At 51.5% G+C, this 25,907-nt stretch carries 24 protein-coding genes; 17 read left to right on the top strand and 7 right to left on the bottom strand.

From position 1 onward, the window contains the following. Positions 1-147: 147 nt before the first annotated feature. The 12 genes from IDH41_RS24270 (at position 148) to IDH41_RS24220 (ending at position 14,922) form a co-directional block, all read left to right on the top strand. Positions 148-1,038 carry an ABC transporter permease gene (locus tag IDH41_RS24270; protein WP_223830027.1) on the top strand — a complete coding sequence of 297 codons (891 nt, stop codon included), beginning with the start codon at positions 148-150 and terminating at the stop codon, positions 1,036-1,038. A gap of 15 nt (positions 1,039-1,053) precedes the next feature. Beyond that, on the top strand, positions 1,054-1,929 hold the full coding sequence (locus IDH41_RS24265; RefSeq protein WP_190865746.1) for a carbohydrate ABC transporter permease: 876 nt from the start codon (positions 1,054-1,056) through the stop codon (positions 1,927-1,929). 160 nt (positions 1,930-2,089) lie between these two features. Beyond that, positions 2,090-3,652 (top strand): extracellular solute-binding protein, encoded by a 1,563-nt coding sequence (locus IDH41_RS24260; RefSeq protein WP_190865744.1) that lies wholly within the window; start codon positions 2,090-2,092, stop codon positions 3,650-3,652. Between the two features lie 118 nt (positions 3,653-3,770). Next, positions 3,771-5,219 (top strand): response regulator transcription factor, encoded by a 1,449-nt coding sequence (locus IDH41_RS24255; protein WP_190865742.1) that lies wholly within the window; start codon positions 3,771-3,773, stop codon positions 5,217-5,219. Beyond that, complete coding sequence (locus IDH41_RS31545; RefSeq protein WP_223830026.1) at positions 5,216-5,626, top strand: hypothetical protein; 411 nt, start codon at positions 5,216-5,218, stop codon at positions 5,624-5,626. The genes IDH41_RS24255 and IDH41_RS31545 overlap by 4 nt, the downstream gene beginning before the upstream one ends. 17 nt (positions 5,627-5,643) lie before the next feature. Continuing rightward, entirely contained in the window at positions 5,644-7,023 is a 1,380-nt protein-coding gene (locus IDH41_RS24250; RefSeq protein WP_317890812.1) for a sensor histidine kinase, read from the top strand. A 176-nt stretch (positions 7,024-7,199) separates the two neighbouring features. Beyond that, positions 7,200-7,907, top strand: a complete 708-nt coding sequence (locus tag IDH41_RS24245) for a response regulator transcription factor (protein ID WP_190865740.1) — start codon at positions 7,200-7,202, stop codon at positions 7,905-7,907. 1 nt (position 7,908) lies between these two features. Beyond that, complete coding sequence (locus IDH41_RS24240) at positions 7,909-9,366, top strand: sensor histidine kinase (protein ID WP_190865738.1); 1,458 nt, start codon at positions 7,909-7,911, stop codon at positions 9,364-9,366. Then, positions 9,363-10,493 carry a beta-propeller domain-containing protein gene (locus tag IDH41_RS24235; protein WP_190865736.1) on the top strand — a complete coding sequence of 377 codons (1,131 nt, stop codon included), beginning with the start codon at positions 9,363-9,365 and terminating at the stop codon, positions 10,491-10,493. Before IDH41_RS24240 ends, IDH41_RS24235 begins: the two co-directional genes overlap by 4 nt. 178 nt (positions 10,494-10,671) lie before the next feature. Then, positions 10,672-12,090 (top strand): N-acetylmuramoyl-L-alanine amidase, encoded by a 1,419-nt coding sequence (locus tag IDH41_RS24230; protein WP_190865733.1) that lies wholly within the window; start codon positions 10,672-10,674, stop codon positions 12,088-12,090. A 160-nt stretch (positions 12,091-12,250) separates the two neighbouring features. Next, positions 12,251-12,580 carry an ArsR/SmtB family transcription factor gene (locus tag IDH41_RS24225; RefSeq protein WP_190865731.1) on the top strand — a complete coding sequence of 110 codons (330 nt, stop codon included), beginning with the start codon at positions 12,251-12,253 and terminating at the stop codon, positions 12,578-12,580. A 26-nt stretch (positions 12,581-12,606) separates the two neighbouring features. Continuing rightward, complete coding sequence (locus IDH41_RS24220; RefSeq protein WP_190865729.1) at positions 12,607-14,922, top strand: heavy metal translocating P-type ATPase; 2,316 nt, start codon at positions 12,607-12,609, stop codon at positions 14,920-14,922. A 7-nt stretch (positions 14,923-14,929) separates the two neighbouring features. On the opposite strand, the gene IDH41_RS24215 is transcribed toward IDH41_RS24220, so the two are convergent. Further along, entirely contained in the window at positions 14,930-15,838 is a 909-nt protein-coding gene (locus IDH41_RS24215) for an AraC family transcriptional regulator (RefSeq protein WP_190865727.1), read from the bottom strand. A gap of 146 nt (positions 15,839-15,984) precedes the next feature. Between IDH41_RS24215 and IDH41_RS24210 the strand changes: the two genes are divergently transcribed. The 3 genes from IDH41_RS24210 to IDH41_RS24200 are packed head-to-tail and all read left to right on the top strand — an operon-like array spanning position 15,985 to position 18,517. Continuing rightward, complete coding sequence (locus tag IDH41_RS24210) at positions 15,985-16,833, top strand: sugar phosphate isomerase/epimerase family protein (RefSeq protein ID WP_190865725.1); 849 nt, start codon at positions 15,985-15,987, stop codon at positions 16,831-16,833. Then, positions 16,833-17,855 (top strand): Gfo/Idh/MocA family protein, encoded by a 1,023-nt coding sequence (locus IDH41_RS24205; protein WP_190865724.1) that lies wholly within the window; start codon positions 16,833-16,835, stop codon positions 17,853-17,855. Before IDH41_RS24210 ends, IDH41_RS24205 begins: the two co-directional genes overlap by 1 nt. 11 nt (positions 17,856-17,866) lie before the next feature. Further along, entirely contained in the window at positions 17,867-18,517 is a 651-nt protein-coding gene (locus IDH41_RS24200; protein WP_190865722.1) for a carbohydrate-binding family 9-like protein, read from the top strand. 459 nt (positions 18,518-18,976) lie between these two features. Here IDH41_RS24200 and IDH41_RS24195 read toward each other — a convergent pair whose 3' ends face one another. Continuing rightward, positions 18,977-19,705: a bleomycin resistance protein gene (locus IDH41_RS24195; RefSeq protein ID WP_190865720.1), complete on the bottom strand. Its 729-nt coding sequence runs from the start codon at positions 19,703-19,705 to the stop codon at positions 18,977-18,979. A gap of 243 nt (positions 19,706-19,948) precedes the next feature. On the opposite strand from IDH41_RS24195, the gene IDH41_RS24190 reads away from it, so the two are divergent. Both IDH41_RS24190 and IDH41_RS24185 read left to right on the top strand, forming a co-directional pair. Beyond that, the gene (locus IDH41_RS24190; protein ID WP_190865718.1) at positions 19,949-20,785 is read left to right on the top strand and encodes a class I SAM-dependent methyltransferase; all 837 of its coding nucleotides are present in this window, start codon (positions 19,949-19,951) and stop codon (positions 20,783-20,785) included. Positions 20,786-20,852: 67 nt separating this feature from the next. Further along, positions 20,853-21,491, top strand: a complete 639-nt coding sequence (locus IDH41_RS24185; RefSeq protein ID WP_223830024.1) for a GyrI-like domain-containing protein — start codon at positions 20,853-20,855, stop codon at positions 21,489-21,491. On the opposite strand, the gene IDH41_RS24180 is transcribed toward IDH41_RS24185, so the two are convergent. The 5 genes from IDH41_RS24180 to IDH41_RS24160 all read right to left on the bottom strand — a co-directional run bounded on the left by IDH41_RS24180 (position 21,488) and on the right by IDH41_RS24160 (position 25,888). After that, complete coding sequence (locus IDH41_RS24180) at positions 21,488-22,018, bottom strand: dihydrodipicolinate synthase family protein (protein ID WP_317890811.1); 531 nt, start codon at positions 22,016-22,018, stop codon at positions 21,488-21,490. The genes IDH41_RS24185 and IDH41_RS24180 overlap by 4 nt on opposite strands. A gap of 272 nt (positions 22,019-22,290) precedes the next feature. After that, positions 22,291-23,247 (bottom strand): class I SAM-dependent methyltransferase, encoded by a 957-nt coding sequence (locus IDH41_RS24175; RefSeq protein ID WP_190865714.1) that lies wholly within the window; start codon positions 23,245-23,247, stop codon positions 22,291-22,293. Positions 23,248-23,256: 9 nt separating this feature from the next. Then, complete coding sequence (locus IDH41_RS24170; RefSeq protein WP_190865712.1) at positions 23,257-24,720, bottom strand: MDR family MFS transporter; 1,464 nt, start codon at positions 24,718-24,720, stop codon at positions 23,257-23,259. After that, a complete protein-coding gene (locus IDH41_RS24165; RefSeq protein WP_190865805.1) occupies positions 24,717-25,301 on the bottom strand; it encodes an NAD(P)/FAD-dependent oxidoreductase in 585 nt (194 codons plus the stop codon). The genes IDH41_RS24170 and IDH41_RS24165 overlap by 4 nt, the downstream gene beginning before the upstream one ends. Positions 25,302-25,423: 122 nt before the next feature. Beyond that, positions 25,424-25,888, bottom strand: coding sequence for an RrF2 family transcriptional regulator (locus tag IDH41_RS24160; RefSeq protein ID WP_190865710.1), 465 nt, complete (start codon positions 25,886-25,888; stop codon positions 25,424-25,426). Positions 25,889-25,907 lie beyond the last annotated feature (19 nt).

Below are 25,907 nucleotides of genomic sequence, written 5' to 3'. Positions count from 1 at the left end.
TACACGAGATACCTCCTTGGCCTTATAAGCGCAAGCCGCCCTGCGGACGGATATTTCGTCAAAACCCTTTAATTGAGGATGATTAAAATGAAAGCGGTTATAAACAGTCCAAATAACAGGATCCAGCTGAACAGAAAGAACAATTTCATGTATTACTTGAAAAAAGATTTTCTACTGTATTTACTTTTACTGTTGCCATTGGCGTATTTAGCGATATTTAGATATGCCCCGATCTATGGCGTATTGATGGCTTTTCAGGATTATAACCTTTTTCAGGGAATCGGCGGCAGCGAGTGGGTTGGGCTAGACGTCTTCAAATTTATTTTTGAACAAAACAGTTTTTACCGCGCGCTTAAAAATACGCTCGTCTTAAACTTGCTGGATTTGGCGATAGGGTTCCCGGCGCCGATCATACTGGCTATTTTGTTGAATGAAATCTGGCATGCACGATTTAAAAAAGTCGCGCAGTCGATTTTATACTTACCGCATTTCTTGTCTTGGGTCATTATCGGAGGCATGGTCTATCTTTTGTTTTCTACGGGAGGCCTGGCGAACAGCCTTCTGGCCGGCCTCGGCCTTTCTAAAATCGAGTTCCTTTCCCGGAAGGAAAACTGGATTGTCATGTACGTGCTGGTCGGGGTGTGGCAAAGCGTAGGTTGGGGCACTATCATCTATTTAGCGGCATTAGTCGGAATTAACAAGGAGCTGTATGAGGCTGCGGATATCGACGGGGCCAGCAGGCTTCGAAAAATTTGGCATATTACGCTGCCGGGCATTCGGCCAACCATTATGATTTTGCTTATTTTGCAAATCGGCAGGATGGTTTCGATCGGGTTCGATCGGCCGTATGTTCTGGGGAATTCCCTGGTAAGCGAGTACTCCGATGTCATCAGCACCTATGTCTATCGGATCGGGATCGGGGCGGGCGATTTCTCGCAGGCCACGGCGGTCGGATTATTTCAATCGGTCGTAGGGTTAGTGTTTCTGGTGGCGGCAAACTATATTTCCAAGAAAATCGTCGGGCAAGGAATTTGGTGAGGAGCGTGGGTTTTGTTGAGCAGAAGAGGAAAAACGAGTTACGCGGATACTTTAATCATAGCAATCATTAGCGTCGTTGCGCTTTCTTGTCTTGTTCCGTTCTTGTATATCATAGCGCTTTCCTTCAGTTCGAATAATGCGATCATCTCGCAGAAGGTCTCTCTTTGGCCGGTAGAATTCACGCTGGAAACGTATCGGACGATTTTAAGCGATATGGATATGATCTATTCTCTCGGGTTCACGATCGTGCTTACGACGATATTCACGCTCAGCTGCATGTTCTTTACGATTTGCGCCGCGTATCCGCTTACAAAGAAGCGGTTAAAGGGAAGAAGCTTTATTTTAACGATCATGATTTTTACGATGTACTTTAGCGGAGGCATAATCCCCGACTATATTCTGGTGAAAAATCTGGGATTGATGAATTCGATCTGGAGCTTGATCTTGCCCGGCGCGATGAGCGTGTTCTATCTGATCATCCTAAAAACCTTTTTCTCCTCGCTTCCGGAAAGCCTGGAAGAATCGGCGTCTATAGACGGCTGCAGCGATCTGGGAATATTAGCGCGAATCGTCCTTCCGCTATCGATGCCCGCTATAGCAACCTTAAGCCTCTTTTACGCGGTTGACAGGTGGAACGGTTTCCAGGACGCGCTATTTTATATAACGGACAAGAACCTGTACCCGATCCAATTAAAGCTGTACCAAATCATTACGGAGAGCCAGCAGTTAGATAACCAGCAGCAAGGCGAAGGCAGCTTTGGCGTCACAATCGTGCCCGAGGCCTTGAAAGCCGCGAGTGTCGTCTTTGCGACCGTTCCGATCCTGGTCGTTTACCCCAAGCTTCAAAAGTATTTTGTTGACGGATTAATGCTGGGGGCTATTAAAGGTTAATCGCGGGCCCGTTTACTGAAAGGGGGGATGCTCTTCTTGGTAACATGCGATATTGTTCAATGATGAGGCTTTATGAGAAGGACAAGGCTTTAATGCGGATAAGTATGAATCGAAAAGGGAGAGGTTTATAATTAAAACGAAGAAAACGTTGGTTTCATTCATGGCTTTGACGCTATTGACAAGCGCGTTAGCGGCATGCAGCGGCCAAAATACGAACGATCCGAAGGAAAGCCCGGCAACGGGAGAATCGTCGACGCCAGGGGCTGCGCCTTCGGGCGATCCGGTTACGCTGACGGTCGAAATTTTTGACCGGGGCATTCAGGGCCAGCCGGATTTGAACGATAATACATGGACGAGATATATCAACGAAAATTTCGGGAAAGCGAACAATGCGATCGTAAAATTCGTTCCCGTGCCAAGATCGCAGGAAATTGATAAGCTCAATGTCTTAATGGCTGCAGGCGAGGCGCCCGATATTTCGTTTACTTACGACGGCGCAACCGTATCGAGATACGCCAAATCAAACGGCATTATGCAGCTCGATGATTTGTTGGAGGAGCACGGCCAGGATTTGAAAAACTATCTTGGCGAAACCGTGCTTACTTACGGCCGTTACAACGGGAAACTAATGGCGATACCTGCCAAGCGTACTTCGCTGGCATGGATCGGATCGTTCATCAGAAAGGATTGGCTGGATAAGCTGGGCTTGCCGGTTCCGACTACGAGAGAAGAACTGTATGAAGCTTTAATCGCATTCCGAGATAAAAATCCCGGCGGAGTAGATGGCGTCATTCCTTGGGGAGTGGCAGCGACCGGCATGAACTATGGCTACGGAAATTTATCGGAGTCGTTCTGGGAGGAGCAATCGGAAGAAGAATTCGTCACGATGCCGAACTGGCTGAAACCTGGAAACAAGGAAGCGCTAAAGTTCCTTAACAAGCTCTATAATGAAGGATTAATCAGCCCGGATTTTGCGCTGGACAAAACCGCGCAGCAAGCGGATGCCGACGTTACGAACGGCAAAGTCGGATTCTTCAGCGCAAACTGGGATTATCCGCTCAGACAAAACATAAGCGAGCCGTTAAGAGCAAACGTGCCGGAGGCCGTCTTCGTTCCCATTGACGCATTCAAGAACGACGAAGGGAAGTACAAGAAAATCGCGTATAACGAAAACGGCATCAACGTGTTTATCCCTAAAAGCAGTAAAAACGCGGAACTGGCCATGAAATACTTGAACTGGATGTCCAATCCTGAAGTGTTGTTCTTCCTGCAGTACGGCGAGGAAGGGGTCAATCACAAGATGGTGAACGGTATTCCGCAGGTTATTAACCAAACAGGGGACAATATGCAAACGAGCGCCCTGAATCTTGATTATACGTTGGTTGTTAACGGCGTGGAGCTTGGCGATCAAGAGAAGAACATCAAGGCATTGGCTGCAACGGCTCCGGGGCTCGAAGAGATTGCGGAGCAATCCTACAAAATCAACACGACGGACTCGTATACCGGCTTCTTCTTCGATACGCCGAACGAAGCCAATATCAAGTTCGGCAAAACGCTTGGCGATTTGAACAAACAGATGACGGATAAGCTGATCGTATGCAAGCCTTCGGAATTCGACGGGCTATACGATTCGCTGGTTCAGGAATATATGGCAGCGGGCGGGCAAGCGGTGATGGACGAAAGCGTGCAGATCTACCGGGCCATGCAAGAAGCCAATAAATAAAAAAAGCCGTATCAGCAATCATACAAGCCGTTGACGCCGTTCATCGGCTTCTATGATTTGAGCGGAGCGGTTATTGCGCCAATGCCAGGCGACGTGAAGAGCCATCAGGGGGTGCTTTATGTATAGGGTTATTATTGTAGATGATGAACCGTGGGCGATCAAAGGCATACGGAACGCGTTCAGCTGGAAGAAGTACGGGTTCGAAATTATCGGCCAATTTACAAGCAGCCATGAGGCGTTTGAATTCATATGCGAAGAGCGCCCCAATCTCGTTTTTACCGATATAAGAATGCCTGAAATTTCCGGCCTTGATCTGATCAAGATGACCAAAGCAAGAGATTTGGACGTTGCCTTCATAATTGTAAGCGGTTTCTCCGAGTTTGCTTACGCACAGGAGGCTTTAAGGCACGGCGCGTTGGATTATTGCCTGAAGCCGATCGATATCGAGATGGCGGACCCGTTGATTGAAAAGGTGGCCTTGCATTTTTCTAAAAAGAGAAGCATTCGTAATGACCGTATTTTGGAGGCGTTAACCTCAACGGATAAAAGCGAATTAAAGCAGTTAACGCCTTTTTTCGAGGAGTCATCGAACGGTTACTTTCGCGTCGTCGTCATTTGTTCGAATCGCGGCGAAAAGGATTACTTAAAGCCGTTCGATAGTAAAAATACGTTGGAAGTGGAATTGGGGTCAAGAAAGACGCTCTATATTCTCAGAAGCGAGAGAAGAGCGGAACTGGATGAGGGGTTCGACTATTCCGTTCTCACGCATTCGGCTATTAAATCGGCAGGAATGAGCAGCGTCTCTAAAGACGATAAAAATATAGCAAAGCTTATCAAGGAATCCGATATCGCTGCGTCAAACGTATTTTTACATGGAGAACAAGGCATCTATCCATATGAGCAGAAGCTTAACCTGGTTAAGCCTTTTATCGACGAAATATCTTCCATGATTCGGGAGGGAAATTTCGAACAAATCGACGACATGAAGGAGAGGCTCGTGCCTTACTTTAACCATAACCGGTTAGGTATGGGAGAGGTCGTTTTTTTCTGGAATCAAGCGGTCAGCGCGTTGGTCGGCAGCTATTACGAACAATTGAAGGACATGGATCTTGAATTTCTGAATTACGCGGAGCTGAAAGAGCGCTTCGAGAACTTTGACTCGTTATGCAGTTTTTTATATGATATTTTTATTTATTTAAAGCAATTGAATGACCAGTCTATCAATGAAAGCGAAACGAATACGCATTTTTCCCAGATGGTTAACTATATCGACAATCATTTTCAGAACAAGCTGTACCTCAAAGAGCTGTCCGTGAAATTTTATATCAACCAAGTCTATTGCTGCCAGCTGTTCAAAAAAAATCTGGGCAAAACCTTTTCGGAATACGTCACGGAATTGCGAATAAACAAAGCTTGCGAGCTGTTGAAGCATACGGAATTGTCCATTGAAGAAATCGCATCGGAAGCGGGCTATTTCGATTACTATTATTTCAATAAAGTATTTAAGAAAGAATGCGGGATCACGCCCGCCAAATTCAGAAAGGCCCGATCGGAGTGTCGAATTTGAAAATCAGTAGATTGAAGCTCAAGCATCAGATTCTGCTCATCTCTTTGTTTACGGTAATTATATTTACGGCAATGGAGTCCTATTTTTATTTCAGCTTTTATCATCTGACGCAAGAAAGAGCCACCAACTACGGGAATAAAATCATCGAACAAACCCGTCAAAAAATTGATTCCGTATTTAACGATATCATTGTCAGCACCAACATCGTGGTTAACAATAAAATGATACAGGAGTTCACCATTACGGAGGACGATTATAAGCGGAATATTGAAATCGGCAATTATGTCATCGATTTATTGGATTATATGAGATCCTTCAATTCTTACGTGAACGGCATTGTCATTAACGATAATGAAGGAAGACGGGTAGTCAGTACGGCTACGGCAAGCGGCGATGTTTTTTTTTGAATCCGTACGCGGAGTTCGTGAAAAAATACGCTGCGAATGACGAAACGGCCGGACAAGGAAGGTTTACAAGCCTATTAAGAAACGAAAAAACGGGAACGGAACATTTCTTTTATATAGCGCCCATTATTGAATCGATCGGCGGGGTTCATTTTTCGCAAAAGACAGGCTACGGTTCGTTTATGGTGAATACGAAAAAGCTGCAAGAGCTCGTTGAAAATACGGAGCTGACGCCTAACTCCAATCTGTACATCGTAAATAGCGAGCATGAAGTCATTGCTTCGAATAATGCGAATTTCCGCGGCATTTTATTCGAGGATATCCTTTCGGTAGACCGGAAACGTTTAACCGACGGGGTAAACACCAACCTGAACGGGGAGAACGTCATCGTTCAGGAAACGACCCTGGATCAGGCGGATGGATGGAGCATCGTAAGTATTATTCCGGTGCATGAATTGACGGAAGACATGAATGCGATCAAGAAAAACAGTATTATAGCAGGAATCGGCTTGACGATCAGCATGATGATATTGGGCTATTTTTTCATCAACAATTTGACGCGGCCCGTCATGGGGCTTGTGGCGGATATGAGGAAAATCGGCGGAAGGGATATGGGCTTCCGGATTAAGGTGCGCTCAACAAACGAAGTCGGCGCGTTGGCGTATGATATCAATAACATGATGGACAAAATGGAAGCGATGGCGACCGACGTTTTTAATGCGCAGACAAGATTATATGAATTGGAGCTCAGCCAGAAGCAGGCTGAATTTTCCGCCTTGCAAAGTCAAATCAACCCCCACTTCCTGTATAATACGTTAAATTGCATAAGCAGCATCGGGCTTGAATACGGGAGCAAGGAAATCGCGCAAATCACGTCATGCATGTCCAAGATTTTCCGGTACAGCATTAAACAAGAGGAGCTTGTCTTGATCAGCGAAGAGATGCAATGCATTAAGGCCTATATGAATATTATTGCGATTCGTTATGATAACAAGTTTTCAATGGAAGTAAAGGTTGATGACAAGCTGTTGGGAATGAAAACACCTAAAATGATTTTGCAGCCGATTGTTGAAAATGCGGTCTATCACGGACTTGAATGCAGCGACGCGGGAAGAGCCCTTTGGGTGAGCGGTCATGTAGATGCTAATGGAGATGTATGTTTTCAAATATCGGATTCTGGAAAAGGAATAAGGAAAGATGAGCTCGAGAGTATTAAAGCGAAACTGAATAGGGAGTATTCGGATATTGAAAACAAACGTTTTGAAGGGAACAGTATCGGCCTCTCCAATATAAACAACAGGATAAAGCTGCTGTTTGGAGAAGATTATGGGGTAGAGATCGAAAGTCAGATCGGTTTTGGAACTACGGTGAACGTTAAGATCCCATGTATTCGAGCCTGAATGGGGGGACCTTGCTTCCGTACGATCAGTCTCAACGCCATGGGCAGGAACACTTCCCCTTGCGATTCGCAAGGGGTTTTTGACGCGCCGTTTGCAACTTGTTGACAACTTGTCCGCATCCCTGCAACAGCTATGCGTTATAATATAGAACAAAAATGACTTTTAAAGGAAACGATATGAACAAAACGAAAATTTTGATCATCGAAGACGAACCGGCCATCGCGGATATGCTGGAATACGGCTTGCAGCGGGAAGGCTACGATACGGCGAAGGCGCATACCGGGCACGACGGCCTTCGGCTGATGGAAAGCTGGGGCCCGGATATGCTGCTGCTCGATTGGATGCTGCCGGATCAAAGCGGTCTCGACATTTGCAAGCAGGCAACGGCTTCTTACAATATCCCCATCCTGATGATTACGGCGAAGTCCGATATTACGGACAAAATATTGGGCCTGGAATTCGGGGCGGACGACTACATCACCAAGCCGTTCGACTTGCGGGAAGTCATTGCCCGGATCCGGACCATCTTAAGACGCGTCGCGCAAGCGAACCGGAATGCCGGCGATTCGGCCGAGAAGCACGAGCCCGTTGTTCGCTTTCTGGACATCGAGATTCATACGGAAGAGAGAACGGTCCGCAAAAGCGGACGATTGATCGAGCTGACTCCGAAGGAATACGACGTTCTCCTGATGCTGTATAACAACAAAGGCAAAATCTTCACCCGGGCGGAGCTGCTGGATTATGTATGGGGATACGATTATCCCGGAGATACGAGGACGGTGGATACGCATATTCAACGGCTGCGCAAGAAGCTGGATGCCGGCGAATGGATTACGACGGTGTTCGGCATCGGCTACAAATTCGATAAGCAAGCGGGTACTTAATATGCTGTACACGATCAAAGCCAAATTTCTAATCGGTTTTTTTGTTATTTTCAGCGTTTTTTTTCTGATCTTGAACCAATGGGTAACCCGCCAAATCGAATCCGCCAACCAAACGACCGTGACGAACAATTTAAAGGATTTGAAAAACAACAGCAACGGCTATATCCGGCAATCGTTCCTGACACATCACTTTGAGAACGATACGATCTATTTCGAGCAAATGGCCGAAGAGCTGGGGATGAATTTGCAGTACGCTTCCTCGAGCGGCGTTGGCCTCTATTCGCTTGCTGGGGAGCAGCTTTATGCTTCCGATCAAGCGGACTTTCCTGCGGAGGGCGGCGATTTGCTGCAGGCGCTGCAGGGCAAAACGGCGTATACGATCACCTTGGAAGGCGGGCAAGCATCCGTTCTGTACGCCTATCCGATCGTGATCGACGGCACCGAAGTGGGCATCGTTCGATTTGCCAAAGATTTCAGCTCGCTCTACGAGCAAAGCGGCTATATGCAGCGTACGATTTTTTTGACCGCGCTGGCTGTGTTTGCCGCCGCTTTCCTGTTCTCCTACATTTTATCGCGGCATATTACCGTTCCCGTCGTCAAGCTGACGCAAGCTTCCACGGAAGTGATGAACGGCAATCTGAACGTCCGTCTCGCGATCAAGCGCAAGGACGAGCTCGGCAAGCTGGCCGTCAACTTCGGCAGCATGCTGCAGAAGCTTCGCAATCAGTTCGCGATTATCGAGAAGGACCGGGATCGGCTGGAAGAATTGTACGTTCACCGCAAACGATTTTTCGATAACGTGACGCATGAGCTGAAGACGCCGCTGACGACGATTATGGGGTATGCGGAAATTATCCGAGCGGACGGCGTGAAGGATCCGGCGATATTCGAAAAAGGGATGAATCACATCGTAGACGAAAGCAAGAGGCTTCATGACATGGTATTGAAGCTGCTCGAAATGTCCAAGGCTTCCGAAGGCCACGAGTCGCACGTTACGCTGGATGCGGCGCAGCTATTGGCGGAAGTATGCGATACGATGACCATCAAGGCGCAAAGGTACAAAAAGACGATTCGATGCGTTGCGCCAGCCGGGCTGCTCGTGCATGGCCGGTCGGATCGGCTGCGCCAGCTCTTCATTAACCTGCTGGACAATGCGATTAAATATTCGGAAGCGCATTCGGACATCGCTGCGTCTGCCCGTCTGGAAGGGGAGCATGTCCGAATCGTCATTTCCAATCAAGGAGAGCCGATCAGTCCGGAGCATTTGGACAAAATTTTCGAGCCTTACTACAGAGCGGGCAATCCTTCCAAGGAATCGGAAAGCGCCGGACTCGGCCTTAGCATAAGCAAAAGCATCGTGGACGAGCATCAAGGACGCATCCGGTTGACGAGCGATGGCGGGGCAACGAACGTGTCTATCGATCTTCCGTTCATGAAGGATGGGAGGGAGGAACAATGAGGAGACGAAGCGCCGCATGTACGTTGTTTATCGTCGCTTGCCTCATGCTGACGGGCTGTCTTGGGGAGCCCAGGACGAAGACGATCATAATTGAGGAGGAGCCCGGCCCGGCGCCGAGCGCCGCGCCTTCCTTATTCGAAGTGGATACGATCTACCCGGTCATGCAGCGGTATGCGGTCCGCTCGATCGGATGGCTAGACGCCGATGCCGTACTTGCCGTAAATGCCGAATTTAAGGATGTGTCCCGCTTCTATCGCGCCGACGCTCCGTACGATTCGTTGACGGAGTTATGGGAGACGAGCGACCTGTTCATCCCTGAAAATGTCGTGTTGTCGCCGGACGGCCGCTATGTCGCATACTTCACGGTAGGGGGACCGGGCGGCCTGTCGCTGAAGCTTGCTTCTTTGACCGGCGGCGACGATAAGGTGCTTGACGTCGAACGGCTCGAACCGAAGGGGGCTCAGCTGTCTTGGTCGGGCAACGGCCGATATTTGTGCTTCACAATGAGGGACGCCGACAAGCGAGCGCTTATGCTGGGCGTCTACGATACGGAAGATGGAAGTATCGACGAGTACTCCATTGACGAAGACCCTTCCGCGTATTTAACGGCGGTTCATATTTCGGATGACGGCGAAAGCGCGGTGATCGTCAAGCAGTCCGCGGTTAGCGTCGAACAGAAGGCAGCCGTCGCCGTGCAGCCGAGCAGGGATGAATCGCTCGAATTCGGCCGATTGGCGGATGATCGATTTGTTGGCGAGTACAAGCACTCTATCGGCGGTGACGGGCTGGTCGAATGGGTCCATCCGGATCAAATCGCGTTTACGGGCTCGGACGGGGTGCTGTATGCGTACGATCGGCGAAATAACGCCGTATCGGTGCTGCTTCGGGATATCGGGATTTTCCGGATGTCGCGGGACCGGAAGCACATCGCTTACATGCAGGAGGATTCCGTCTATGCGGCCAAGCTGTATGGGAATAACGTGGTGGACAAAAAGTTGATTTATCAAGGCCTCTACGCCGCTCAGCTTGATTGGAGCCCGAATAACGGGAAGCTGCTCCTAAGCGGAGCCAAACGGCTGGATCGGGCAATGGCCGAGGCGCAAAATTTCATTATTGCGTTCAAATAAAGGTTCATCTGGCCCGGCTTCACAGGAGAACACGGTTCCCGCTTTCCGGGCTGCCGTGTTCTCCTGTTTACAACTTGTTGACATCCCGTTGACATCTCGTTGCAGCCGTTGTGACATCCCTTTCTTATAGTTGAAGGAGCGACAACAACTTGTCTTATCCGTCACATAAGGAGGAGCCATGACGACTTTAACGAAACGCAAAGCGCTAGCGAGAGGATTCCTTGTCGTTCTTCTGCTGCTTATCTTCTGGATCGGCAGCATCATCGCCTGGAACAACCGTTCTTCCGGCGAGGAGATTGTTCCGGAGAAATTAGCCGCTGGAAGCGGTCCGTCAATCGACGGATCGCCGAAGCCGCCGCCGGGCATGCGAGCCTACACGGTCATTATCGATGCGGGCCATGGGGGCCATGATCCGGGCGCAACCGGAGCGAGCGGAGACTATGAGAGGGACTATACGTTATCACTGTCCCGGAAAGTGTTTGAACTGCTTCAAGCGGAACCGATGTTCGAACCGTTGTTAACAAGATCCGACGACACATTCGTCGAACTGGAGGATCGGGCCGCGTTCGCGAACGAATGGGAGGCGGACGCGTTCCTATCGATCCACGGCAATACGTATGAAGATTCTTCCGTCTCGGGAACGGAAACGCTGTACCTGAACGAGAACAGCGTGCTGCTCGCCGAAACGATGCAGCGGCACGTTGTGGAGGCGACGGGATTTCGCGACCGGGGGGTGAAGAAGCAGCAGCTCAAAGTGCTTTCCTTGACCGAAATGCCGTCCGCGCTCATTGAAATCGGTTATTTGACGAACGCCGAGCAGGAGGCGGATATGCTAAGCCTCGAGGGACAAGCGACCGCGGCGCAAGCCGTTGTCGACGGACTGAAGCGTTACTTTGAAATCGCGGAGGAGCCGGCAGGCGGCAATTCGCAGGAGACGGGCAAGGCCGAGGAACCGGCTATTGAAAACAAAATTTACTATAACGGACAGGCCTCTGACGGCAAACGAACGGCGCTGACCTTCGACGACGGACCCGATGACGTCGTGACGCCCCGAATACTCGATATTTTGAAGGAAAACAAAATTAAAGCCACGTTTTTTATGCTCGGCTCGCAAGCCGCCGCCCACCCCGAGGTGGTGCGGCGGATTGTGGACGAAGGCCATGCGATCGGCAATCATTCATGGTCGCATCCCCGATTCAACGACATCACAATGGAAGAAGCCCGGAAACAAATCAACGATACGCAACAGAAGCTGGAGGAGATAGCCGGCGTCCGCCCTTCGCTCTTTCGTCCCCCTTACGGGGCATTGGATGAGGAGAAGGAGGAGCTGGTGTATGAGATGAAGCTCGCGATCGTCAATTGGTCGGTCGATACGATGGACTGGTCGGGGCTGTCGGCGCCGGATATTTTGGAGCTGGTACGCGAGCAAATATGGCCCGGAGGCATCATCCTGCAGCACTCCTCCGGCGGGAAGGACCATGAGTTGTCCAATACGATTGAAGCGTTGAAACAAATCATCCCCGAGCTCAGCGAGCAAGGCTATTCGTTCGTCACCGTACCGGAGCTGCTCCATCTGTCCGATTCGCAGCCGCAATAATACGGTTATGATCGTTCAAGCAACAGCGGCAGTCTGCGACTCAAGTTTTTAGTCAATGACGGGCCGCTGTTTCGATTGCGGGAATTGTTGACACACATATTAGGCGGTGCTAATATAATACATATTAGAAACGACTAATGCGATGGCGGAGGACAGCCTAATGGAAAAATCAAGCGTAGAAGTAAAAGCCAAATTCATTCGCGGATTCGGCGACAAAACAAGGCTCCAAATCCTCGAAAGCATCAGGCGGTCCGAAAAGACGGTATCGCAAATCGTAGCGGAGCTGAACGGAAATCAGTCGAACATCTCCCAGCATCTGGCGTGCCTCAAAGGCTGCGGAATAATCGTAAGCCGTCAAGAGGGCAAGTATATTTACTACAGCTTGAGAAATGAACGGATCGACCAGCTGCTTGACGTCATGGAGGCCGTATTCGCTCAGGTCGCGGAAGAGGTATCCGCGTGCGACATGAATGATGAGCTGGATTGCTGAGCCAAAAGCTAAGGGGGATAAGTAAGATGAGCAAGGAGAAAGAGGATTCTTGCTGTTCCGATCAGGCGTGCGCTTCCGAGCGGGAACCGAAGGCCGCTAAGGAGCTCAAGTTCAAGAGAAGCATTGAGCTCATGCAAGTTACCGCCGCTCCGTCGCCGGCCAAAGATGTCTGCTGCTCGACCGAAATCGGCAATCCGCCCCAAACCGAACCGGACTCGAGCCGCGGGCTGGAACAGGTTCGGCAGAATAAAAACGCCCGCACGTATACGGTCGAAGGGATGGATTGCGGCTCCTGCGCGTTAACGATCGAAAATCATTTAAAGACGCTGCCGGCCGTCAATCAGGTCAGCGTACATTTTGCCTCGGGTAGAATGACCATCGAGCACGACAATTCCGTAGAAGAAATCATTCGCGAGGTATCCAAAGCCGGTTATAAAGCGTCCTTGGCATCGGGCGGAAGGAGCGCTGTCGAGAAAAAGAACAAGTCCGGCACGAATGCCGTTGTTTTATCGGGCGTTCTTCTTCTGTGCGGTTTTCTCGGCTCCTACACGGGAGTTTCCCCGATATTGCTCAATTTCCTCTATTCCGTTTCGATCGTAATCGGCGGCTACAAGCCGGCCAGAAGCGCCTTCTATGCCGTGAAGAGCCGTTCGCTCGACATGAACGTGCTGATGACGGCAGCCGTTATCGGCGCCGCGGCAATCGGCGAATGGTTGGAAGGCGCGACCGTTGTGTGGCTGTTTGCCTTAGGCAATATTCTTCAAGCGCGCTCGATTGAAAAAACTCGGCATTCCATCCGAAGCCTGCTTGATCTGGCACCTCCGGAAGCTTATGTCCAACGCGGCTCGCAGCTTGTCAGGAAGCCGGCCCAAGACATTGTCGTCGGTGACGTCATCGTCGTTAAACCCGGCGACAAAATTCCTCTGGACGGGACCGTAATCGCCGGAGAATCAAGCGTGAACCAAGCGCCGATTACCGGGGAGTCCATTCCGGTCGATAAGTATGCCGGCGATTCCGTATATGCAGGCACGATCAATGAGCATGGATCGTTGGAAATCACGGTCACGAAGCTGGTCGAGGACACGACGATCGCGAAGATTATCCATCTTGTTGAAGAAGCGCAGGAGCAAAAAGCGCCGACAGAGGCGTTCGTCGATAAATTCGCCCGTATCTATACGCCGGTCGTATTTCTTTTTGCGATAGCCGTCATGGTCTTTCCGCCGCTCTTTGGATTTGGAACATGGGGGGAATGGCTGTATAAGGGCTTGGAATTGCTGGTCATCGCTTGTCCTTGCGCCCTGGTCATTTCCACGCCGGTGGCCATCGTGTCCGCTATCGGCAATGCCGCGAAAAATGGCGTATTGATCAAAGGCGGCGCCTTTCTCGAGGCGGCGGGACGAATATCGGCGATTGCCTTTGATAAAACCGGCACGCTAACCGAAGGCAAGCCGAAGGTGTCGCAGGTCATTGCGACGGAGGCGAGCCAGGACGAACTGTTGTCCATCGCCTATACGCTAGAGGAGCATTCCACTCATCCGATTGCGAAAGCCGTGGTCGAATACGCCAAGGACCGAAATATTCCCCGTTCGTCGGGCGAATCCTTCCGAAATCTGGTGGGCAAAGGGGTAACGGCCGAAATTGGCGGACAGCCGTATTTCGCCGGCAATCCCAAGCTGTTCCAGGGGCTCCATTCCTCGCTTGGAGAGCTCGAATCGCAGATTCGGACCCTTCAGCAAGAAGGGAATACGATCGTCATCGTCGGTACCGCGGAACGGATTCTTGGCGTAATCGCCGTTGCGGACCGCGTTCGCGAATCTTCGGTTCAAGCCTTGGAGGGGCTTAAACGCGGCGGCATCGATCAAGCGGTGATGCTGACGGGCGATAACGAAGGCACGGCGAGAAAGGTCGCGTCACAGACCGGGGTCACCCGTTATTTTGCCGATCTCCTGCCCGAGCAGAAAGTGGCCGCAATCAAGGAGCTTCAGGCGGAAGGGCATAACGTTGCCATGGTCGGAGACGGCATCAACGATGCGCCCGCCCTCGCAACGGCCAATCTCGGCATCGCCATGGGCGGGGCCGGCACGGATACGGCGATGGAAACGGCGGACATCGTGCTCATGGCGGACAATTTGGCAAAGCTGCCCCATATGGTTAAGCTCAGCCGCAAAGCGATGCGTATCATTAAACAAAATATTTGGTTTTCCCTGATCATTAAGGCGGCGGCGCTGATTCTCATCTTTCCCGAGCTGCTCACGCTATGGATCGCCGTCATAAGCGATACGGGCGCCGCGTTAATCGTGATCCTGAACAGCATGCGTTTGCTAAAATTCAAGAGATCGTAAGTCGACTTTACACCGGATCCACCCGGACGCGGGCTTTGGCGGTACGCGCGTAATCCGACGGCGGCATTCCGGTCGCTTTCTTGAAATCGCGCGAGAAATAATGAATGCTGCCGTAACCGAGCATGGCCGCAATTTCCGTGAAGTTGTACTGCTGCTCGCGAATAAGCGTCTTCGCTTCCTCGATCTTCAGCTGCTTGAAATAGTCCATCGCCCCGATGCCGGCCTGCGCTTGAAAAATTTCCTTCAGTCGGCTTTTCCCGAGATGCAGCTCTTTGCACAGCCTGTCGAGCGTAAGCTGCTCGGACAGGTGCTCGCGCATGAACGCGATAATCCGCTCGGCCGTCTGCTGCTCCGCCTTCTCGGTTTGGAACGAGGCGGGCTTGCGCGCGGCTTGGCGATCGGCATCGTCCCGCTGCCGGATCAGCCGGATCAGCAGCATCTCCAAGTAATTGCGCATCGCCTGCTCGCTGGCGAACGGAGCGCCGTCGCGGCGGACGAGCTCGTGGGTTTGCGAATTGTCGTAGGGAGGCTCGAAGGAGTGGAAGCCTTCCTGAAGCAGCAGCGACAGCAGATTCCGTTCATTCGTGCCCAGCCGCGCGATAACGTTCTCGAGCCTGGCCATGCACGGAGAAGCGCACTCGAACGACAGCACGAATAAGTTCGGCGGCTTATGCCGCTGGCCGACCTCGACCGTATGAAACTCGCCGGGTTTATGGAATATGATCATGCCTTGCTCGAGCTGATGCGTGCGGTCGTCCGCCCTGACCTCGACGGACCCCTTGTCCACGTACAATAACTCCCAAAAGTCATGCTGCTCGCCTTCGAATACATATCCTTTGGCAAATTCAAAGTAATGGAACGAAATCAGATTGCGCACCGCAAGCGTTTCTTTTAACGTATGGCGTGCGAATTCCATGGGCGGCTCTCTCCCCGTCTTCTTCTCGTTTGCATTCATTATAAATCCTTTTCGAGCTGTGCAAAAGGTCCGGCCGATTTGCTAAAGGCGAGCCTCGGGACGGTCGCTATAATTAGCTTTATAACGAGCTAAGGAGGCTGACCGTCGTGAAAAAAGGAATCAATATCTGGTCTTTCCCGGCAGGCATGAGCCTGGAGGAAAGCATTGTACTGGCCAAGGATGCGGGCTTTGACGGCATCGAGCTGTCGCTGAACGAAACCGGACCGCTGAGCCTTGCGAGCACGGCCGAGGAAGTTCGCGCCGTTCGCCGCTTCGCGGACGATACCGGCATCGAGCTGTCCAGCCTGGCCAGCGGCCTGTACTGGGACTACCCGCCGACGAGCGAGAACCCGCAGGTGAGCGGCAAAGCGTTCGATATTGCGAGGAAGCAGCTGGAGCACGCCGCCGCGCTCGGAGTCGATTCCGTATTGATCGTGCCTGGCGCGGTCGGCGTCGATTTCATTCCGGATGCGCAGGTCGTGCCTTATGACCGGGCATACGACAATGCGCTCGCGTTCTTCTCGAAGCTGGCGAAGGAAGCGGAAGCGGTGAGCGTGTCGGTCGGCATCGAGAACGTGTGGAATAAGTTTCTGCTGTCGCCGCTGGAAATGCGCGGGTTCATCGATGCGGTCGGCTCCGACTATGTCGGCTCCTACTTCGATGTAGGCAATGTCGTCTACGCGGGCTACCCCGAGCATTGGATTTCCATTTTGAACAAGCGCATCAAGAAGGTTCATTTCAAGGATTACCGCAGACAGGCGGGAGGGCTTCACGGCTTCGTCGACCTGCTCGCGGGAGACGTCGATTACCCGGCGGTTATGCGGGCGCTGGAAGCCATCGGTTACAACGATTACGTGACGGCGGAGATGATACCGCCCTACACCTATCATACGAAACAAATCGTGTACAACACTTCGGCGGCGATGGATGCCATATTGGGGAGGACGGAACGCTGATGCTGAATATCGGACTGATCGGGCTTGGCTTCATGGGCAAGACGCATTTGGAGAATTATCTTCGTCTCGAGAGGGAAGGCGCGCCGATTCGCGTCGTTGCGCTTTGCGACGTCGACGAGGCCAAGCTGAACGGAGGAGGCGGCGGCGGCAATATCGACACGTCCTCGGGCAACGAGATCGATTACGGGCGGTTCCGCAAATATACGTCGGTGCAAGCGATGCTGGAGGGCGAGCGGCTTGATGCCGTCGATATTACGCTGCCGACCTTCCTGCACCGCGACGTAGCCGTTCAATGCTTGAACAGCGGCGTTCACGTCCTCTGCGAGAAGCCGATGGCGATGAACGCCGAGGAATGCGACGCGATGATCGCCGCGGCGGAAGCAAGCGGCAAGCAGCTGATGATCGGGCAATGTCTGCGCTTCTGGCCGGCATACGTCTATTTGCGGGAGCTGGTTGCGGGCGGCAAATTCGGTAGCGTCACGAGCGCTCATTTCTACCGCGGCGGAGGGACGCCTTCCTGGGGGCCTTGGGTGCTGCAAAACGAGAAGGGCGGCGGCGCGCTGCTGGATATGCATGTGCACGATACCGACGTCGTCAACTGGCTGTTCGGCAAGCCGGAGGCGGTATCCTGCTACGGCCGGAACGTCATACCGGGAAGCGGCTACGATATCGTCTCGACGCATTACCGCTTTGCGGACGACAAAATTGTGTCCTCTCACGTGGATTGGACGCTGAACGGCGATTTCGGCTTCGAGATGGGGTACAAAGTCAATTTCGAGCACGGCAATATCCAGTTTGAGGACGGCGTCGTGAGCGTTCATCCGAATGAAGGCCAAGGCTTCACGGCCGAGCTGCCGGCGGATCACGGCTATTATTATCAGCTGAAATATTTTGCGGAAGCGCTCGTTCAAGGCTTGCCGCTCGATACGGCGACGCCGGCCAGCACGAAGGAGAGCATCGAGATCGTGACGGCGGAGCGGGAATCGGCGGACCGGCGCGGCGAATGGGTTGCCGTACCGTAACGGTTCTCCATATGAACAAACATCATGAGTTTCCTTATGACGCGGCGGCTGCGGAGCTTTCAAACGAGGAGTGGCTGCGGCTGCCGCCGGTTGCGGTGAATAATCGGCAATGGCTGCTGCTTGATCGGCCTCCCGAGACCGAGGTGCGCGGCGTTTATGACGAAGAAGCGCTGTACGTGCAATTCCGGGTATTCGAGGAATCGCCGGTCGTCCGGCATAAGGAGGACGGGGCTCCGGTGTACGAGGACAGCTGCGTCGAGTTTTTCGTCCAGCCGATTCCGGACAAGGATTCGCGTTACTTCAACTTTGAGCTGAATGCGGCCGGGACGCTGCTGCTGGAGGTCGGCGAACCGCGCGAGAACCGCCAAAAAATCGCTGACGCCCCGATCGGCATACGTGCCGAAGTCGGCTTGCGGGATCCGGCAAGCGGCCGGATCTATTGGAAGCTTGACCTGCGTATTCCGTTTGCGTTCATAAGACGCTCGTTCCCGGACTTTCGCGCCGTTCCGGGCGCGGCGATGAGAGGCAATTTCTACAAATGCGGCGACCGGACGCCGGCCCCTCATTATTTGAGCTGGGCGGAGGTACAGTCCGCCGTGCCCGATTTTCACCGCAGCGCCAGCTTCGGAACGCTGACGCTGGGGGACCGCCATTTGGGCTGAAGCGCCCATTTCGAAAGTTGGAAGGTTCGCTCGATTAGCGTCTCGTGCCGAAGCCGCCGTGTGAGCTGCCCTTCGGCAGTGCGTCTCATGCCGGAGCCGCCGCATGAACTGCCTCGGGCAGCGCGGTTCATGAGGGAGCCGCCGCATGTTCGGCCCTCGGGCAGCGCGGTTCATACCGATGCCTGCAAATGTGCAGGAATTTAGTCTCTCCATGCGTGCTGCGAGGCTAATGCCTGCGGTAGTACATCTTTTTTTCGTTTGGCAAGCTCGATAGGGGCTCATGTCCTTGAAATACCTGCACATAAGCAGGTGTTTCTTCCGGCCGCCTCATCGATGGCGCAAAGGCTGCACAACCGCAGCCTTTTTGCTTGGCCAGCCGTGCTGATGCGCAGCCTGTCGGAAAGGTCATCCCTTACGGAGGATTAGCCTTTAAAGCGTTGTCCGCCATAGAAATGTTATTTACGATCGCTCCTTCCTTTCGATCGCGTCTCTAAGCTCCTTAACTTTCTCGAATTGCTCCGCCACCTCGCCGAGTTCCGTATCGGATAACGTCATCCGATTCGCTTCCTGAACATAAGTACCCGCAATCGCCCATTCCTCCATAGAGACGGCGATATCGGCTCGGAGTACGTAAGCTCTATAGCGAAGCGTTGCCGATGCCTCTTCCGCTTTCGGAAGGACATGATCCAGCACTTTGGCTGCATCGGCAGGCTCGTCTTTGGCGTACATCAACCGGTATGAGGTCTCAAACGCGCTTGCGAATTTGGAGGTTTCCTCTACGATAAGCTTTATGGCGGTATGTTTCGTTCCGATCAGCAGGCGGTTGCCGGCAGGGTCGATCAGGTTGAATCTGCGGTCCTCCATCAGGTCGCTCGGTTTAGAAATTCGGGGAAGTCCTTTGGTTAGGACTTTACGGTACTTTTTCTTTAAGTTCTCGCTGAATTCCTTGTACACGGCATCCACGTCGGGAACATGGACGTAGCACATGCTATAAGAATTCGCCGGGTCCAGCTGCTTAAGGACGAAGAAATGCAGCTCCACGATCCGATGGCGGACGCAAGCGTACAGGTTCGGCTTAGCTTGACGATAAGTCACTTCGAAGCCTAACGCTTGGTAGAAATCCAGCTGTTCGTCAATGGATCTGCTCGGTAAAATGGGGATCGCGGTTTCGAAGCTTTCTGCTGACAAGTGATCATCCTCCTCGTAGAAAGGGCTTATTAACTCCGTTACCCTTTTATCGTACAACATTCGTGCAAATGCTAAAGTTCAACTCGCGGCATCCGAATCCTTCAATCCGGAAAGCAAGGAATCCGGCAAGTGCTTTAAGGTTTCTTTGCATCGCTCATCGGCAGTTCGGTTCATCGTGTGATGAAGATGATTTCTTGCCAACGTTAGTGCATACTTAAAGGCAAACACCGATCAGGAGGTATTATGAGTGTGAAGAACGATGCCATGAAGTTGCGCGAGTCATTTGAACAAGCCGCGAGTATTTATCAGCAGGCGCGTCCGGATTACCCGGATTCATTATTCGACGATTTGATCCATGCAGCAAATTTGAATCCGGGCGATCGTTTGTTGGAAGTGGGTTGCGCTACGGGAAAGGCTACTCTTCCGCTAGCCAAGCGCGGATTCAAAATCACGTGCATAGAACTTGGCGCCGAACTCGCTGCAGTCGCCCGTCAAAACCTGGCCGGCATGGACGTTGACGTCATCAATGGGAACTTCGAGGACTGGCAGCCGGAGACGGAGAACGGGTTTGATCTGGTATACGCCGCAACCGCCTGGAAATGGATGGATCCCGAAGTTCGGTACAGGAAGGCATGGCAGCTCCTTCGTCCCGGCGGATACCTGGCATTTTGGAACGCGGATCACGTTTTTCCGGACGGGGGAGATCCCTTCTTCCGCGAAATTCAAACCGTTTATTATGAGCTCGGCGAAGGGAAATCGGTAGACGACAACGATTGGCCGCGGCCGGGGGAGCTTAGCGAGCAGAGGGATGAGATGGAGAGAAGCGGTCTGTTTGAGGTTGTTCACCTGCGGTATTTCGATTGGGAGCGCATTTATGATGCGGAGGCGTACGTTAAACTCCTCGAAACCTTCTCCGGGCATATCCTTATGGAGGGATGGAAGCGAGACAAGCTATTCAACGAAATCCGAATTCGTCTCAATCGCCGTCCGGAAAAGTCGGTTCGCCGCCACTGGGGCGCCGTTCTTCAGGTCGCGCGCCGAATAAAATCAAATGCCACTGACATAACGGTGTCAGTGTGATGCGGTTAGGATAAAGCTACGCTCGATGTTTTTTAAAGCGGTAATAGGTGAAAAGGAGAGGTCGGCTTTGGGCAAAAAGGTGGATTATAAAAAAGATTACAAGGAACTCTACAGGCCGAAAACGTCGCCGGAAATCGTGGAAGTGCCGAGGATGCCGTTTTTTACGGTCGGCGGTTCCGGGGACCCGAACGGCGAGGAGTTCGCCATGGCGACGGAAGCTTTGTACAGTATGAGTTATGCGGTGAAAATGTCTTACAAAAGCGAAAATGTGCCGGATGGATACTATGAATATACGGTTTTTCCGCTCGAGGGCGAATGGGACTTGCTCGACCGGTCAAAGCCCGCGACGGACAAAAGCAATTTTAAATACACCATTATGATCCGCCAACCCGATTTTCTAACCGAGCAACATTTCGAACGATTTTTGGAACAGACAAAAAGGAAAAGGGCAAATCCGTTTCTTGAGAAGATCCGGTTTGAGCATGTCGAAGACGGATTGAATTGTCAAATGATGCATATTGGAAGCTTCGACGAAGAACCGGAAAGCTTTGCCCGGATGGAAGCGTTTTGTACGGAACAGGGATTTATCCGGTCCAGCAAAATTCATCGGGAAATTTATTTGTCGGATCCCCGTAAGACCGAGCCGTCAAAGCTGAAAACGGTGCTGCGATTCCCTGTAAACACCCGTGATCGGCACGATAGCTAAAGCTCCTTCACGAGTTGCTGTCCCAGTTCGCCGGATATGGGCATCAGCGGCAGGCGAAGTGTCTCCGACGCCAAAGTACCTTGATGCGAGAGCAGCCATTTGAGGGGAGCGGGGTTCGACTCCCGGAACAACCGCTCGATTAGAGGAGCCAGCGAATGGAAGGAGTTCTCCGCCTGGACCGTCTTGCCGTCTCGGAATTGCCGATACGTCTCCAGGATCGTCTCCGTCCTGAGGTTGGCCGATGCTAATAGGCCTCCCGCGGCCCCCAGATGCAGCATCGCGAGAAAGCTCGCGTCTTCCCCGCATAGGATGGGCTTCGATACGCGAAGTCGCGTCAGCGCCGAGAACAGCTCGGTCCCGCCGGAACTGTCCTTCATTCCCAGAACCCCGTCCAGCGCGAGGATTGCCGCTGCCGCGTTCGCGCTTAAGCGCACGCCCGTGCGGGAGGAAACTTTATACGCGATCACGGGCAATCCCGTTTGCGCGGCACGCCTGAAATGTTCGATAATGCCCTCTTGCGATGGCACCCACGAGACCGTCGGAGCTTCTCCCGTCGTTCCGTTGATGATCCCCCCTGAATGTCATGATCCAATAAGTTCGTGATTTAGCGGTCGTAAGATGCGACATCCAGCGACTCGTCCGGCAAGAACGGCCGGAACCGCGCTTGTGCCCTGGCAGCGAAACAGCTGCACTTCTGGTGCGCGATCTCGCGTAGCGATCAACCCGCTGGCGGCACGGCCAGCTCCAAGTCGTGGTCATGATATTTTACCCAGCCTTGGTATATCTCCGTTTACTGGACTTAATGGCTTGACCGGAAAGGGATCTCTATTTTTCTGGACTCCCAACTCGATTTACCGAAATCAAATTTCTCCCATATACATGTTCTGTCCTGTAATCGAATCAGTACCTTGCCAAAACGTCCTCCCTTCCGGATGACTACTTTGCCGGACGAATAGGCTTGCTCTAAATATTCATTTATGATTTTCCGATTCTGCTCATGTTCATCTGTAGGAAGATGATGATGGCGAAGCCAAGTCATTGTTTCCTGCAATGCCGCTTCTCTGGTGACCTCTGTTGTTTTCGTTTCCCACGTGATTAGCGACTCATAAGCATAACCTTTTAGATACAACAAATGAAGTAAATATCCCATTTCCATAGGTTTCGTATGGAAGGTCTGACCCGTGATGAGAGGCCAAACTTCGCTCACAAGGCTGTGCTCCGCAGGATTTATCGGCATACTGATATAACAGAACTTCCGAGCGCACTGAAGAACCTTCTCCACGCTCTGCCAATCATGAATGACTGGACACATCGATACAAAGACGAGATCAAAGGCCTGATTCCAGCCTTTTGTTTTAACATCAATATCTTCAAACTTTTCAGAAATGATCTTCACCTGGTCTTCGGCGAATTTAGAGATGTTCTTTTCGAGTAATTCTATTTGCGGAGGAGAAGTCTCTACGGCGGTTACTTGAGCCCCTTGCTCTGCAAAAGGTACTGAGAATACGCCCGATGCGGCGCCAATATCCAAAATGCTATTATTTTCGAATTGAACTCCTTGTCCTTCCAGCCAGTTCATGATTCGTTGGGTTCGTTTTCTACCCTCTTCGTTAAACGATTGTTCGTTAAAGGTTTTGGCTTTATGGTCAAAAGATCTGGCAGGATCAATTCCAGCTCTTCTCATCTTGTTTACCACGGTATCAGAATCATTTTTCCATGCATCTTCCCAAATGGAAGCATTGAAAAAGTCATTCATGATTATTCCTCACTTTTCCTTGTAATTTATGGACTCCTCTTGTTCTGCCGCCTGTTTAAGCTCCGGCGACTTCCCTTTACGGAGAAAGAGACTGAGTACAAGCGCAACGATGGCGATGACGCCGCCGAATATGAACGCATTGTTGATGCCCGTTGCGAGTCCGTTAGCAATTTCTGCCGGAGCCTGCGGATCGTTCACTCCGCTCAAGTAATGCTTCTGTCCGCCCGACATAATACTGATGTATAGAGCAGTGCCGATTGCGCCGGACACCTGCTGTAGTGTATTCAAAATCGCTGTACCGTGCGGGTGTAGATGGTTTGGCAGTTGGTTAAGCCCCGCTGTCTGTGCGGGCATCATGACTAGCGCGGAACCAATCATCAGTGCGATGTGAACGGCGGCGATGAAACCCGTGCTCGTCGCTTCATCGAATCGGGTGAATTGCCACAATGAGATGACAACAATGGCCAGTCCTGGAATGATCGTTATGCGAGGCCCAAACTTGTCAAACAGCATGCCTGAGATCGGAGCCATGAGCCCGTTCACAAACCCTCCAGGAAGCAGAATCAGGCCCGACTTGAATGCCGTTATCATGAGCACGCCTTGCATAAATATCGGAAGCATGATCGCCGACGAGAAAAATGTCATCATTAGCACAAACATAAGCACCACAATAAGCGCAAATGTTGGATACCGGAAAGCACGTAAATCCATCACAGGTTCCTTTAACAATAACTGTCTCCAGACGAACAGTAGCAATGAAACACTGCCGGCAGCGATCGTCCAGACGACAACTGGTTCCGACCAACCGTGTTCTCCAGCATTACTGAACCCATAAACGATTCCGCCGAAGCCGATCGTTGACATCACGATGGATAGGAGATCCACTCTTGGTTTGGTGACTTCTGACACGTTCTTCAAGACAACAGCTCCTATAATAATGGAGAGCAGCGCAAACGGTATAACAAGGTAAAACAGCCAGCGCCATGATAGTCCGTCAATGATTAATCCCGATATAGTGGGGCCAATTGCTGGGGCAAACATGACGACGAGCCCAAACATCCCCATTGCACCTCCGCGCTTTTCCGGCGGATAAATGGTCATAATAACGTTCATTACAAGCGGCATCAGCATGCCGGTTCCCATGGCTTGAATAATACGCCCGACTAGCAGCACGCCGAATTCGGGCGCTACCGCCGAGGAAACCGTACCGACGAGGAACAAACTCATCGCCGACAGAAATATTTGCCGGGTTGTGAACCATTGCTGCATGATTGCCGTTACTGGAACAAGCACGCCAACAACGAGCATATATGCGGTAGAAAGCCACTGACCTGTTGCAGCAGACACGCCAAACGATTTCATAAATTCGGGAAGGGCATTGCCCATTAATGTCTCATTCAAACCGGCGACAAACATGCCGATTATCAGAGCGAACATGATTGGGCCGCGCTTAATTTTATTTAATTCGATCATGCCTTTTTCCCCCAAGCCTCTGCATTTAAATTACCGGTGATGACCGCAGCGACAAGTGCACCCCTCGATGCTGCCGCTATAGTCTGATGCATTTGCGATGCTGCATCTCCCGCACTATATACGCCCGGAATATTCGTTTTGCCGAATTCATCGACAACGACCCCTCCCCATTCAGTGATCTCGCACCCGATCGTTTGTGGCAGGTCCGATCCTATAACCAGATTCGGTTTGAAAAAGATCCCTGTGCAAGGAACGATCGTTCCGTCTTCGAGAACCACTTGCCGAACGATCCCCTCGCTAGAATCGATGCGCCGGATCGGCGAATCCAAAAGAGGAACTTGATTACGTCGGAGCTCCTCGCGCTCAGTGGCGCTGATCTCCTCCATCGCAATTCGCCGAAACTCACTGGGACTGATCCCATCACGGGTAAGAAACCCATGGACCTCTCGTGTCACAGCGTTACGCGGGCGGCCTGCATCAATTACCGCCACTTTTTTTCTTGCTCTGCCAAGCACTAGAGAGGCGTTTAACCCAGCTGGCCCGCCGCCAATAATTGCCACATCAATAGGTTCTTTTTCCATTTTAATTAAAACCTCCATGTATCTATAATATCCATAATTAAAACAAAAAAATGAGTAGTTCCGCAACTTACACAGACCTACAATATCCATAATTAAAACACAAGAAGTTCAACACTTCTTGTTCACTTGTGACTACAACGTTTGAACGCCTCATCCAATACCGACTGAATCGTATGGTCCCGTAAGTATTGGTGCAGATGCTTTTCAGCACCATACATAACTTTCTCAATCAAACATTCGTTTCTTCCCTGATGTTGTTGTGCAGCCCCTTCTTCCGCTAACAACCGATGTTGCCGCGATCTCGAATTCGAGCATTCGAATAACTGCTGTCTTCCTTCAATTACTTGAATCACATCTAAAAAAGTAATCTGATCGGCCGGCCGAGCAAGTTCATAACCACCGTTCACCCCCGGCACAGCACGTACGATTCCATCTTGCCTCAGCTTGGACATGATTTTAGATAAATAGCTTTCAGAAACATCAAGTGTCCCGGATAATTCCTTAATCCCGATGTTGTTGCAACGCTCCGATTGTCCCAGATGAACTAAGGCGTGTAGGGCATAATCTGTACTTTTGGAGAACTGCAAGGTTCTCATCTCCTCCCCA

It is taken from the genome of Paenibacillus arenilitoris, assembly GCF_014705655.1.
GTDB classification, from domain to species: Bacteria; Bacillota; Bacilli; order Paenibacillales; family Paenibacillaceae; genus Pristimantibacillus; species Pristimantibacillus arenilitoris.
The sequence above is the reverse complement of the archived record's forward strand: the minus strand, read 5'-3'. Positions and strand labels throughout refer to the sequence as shown.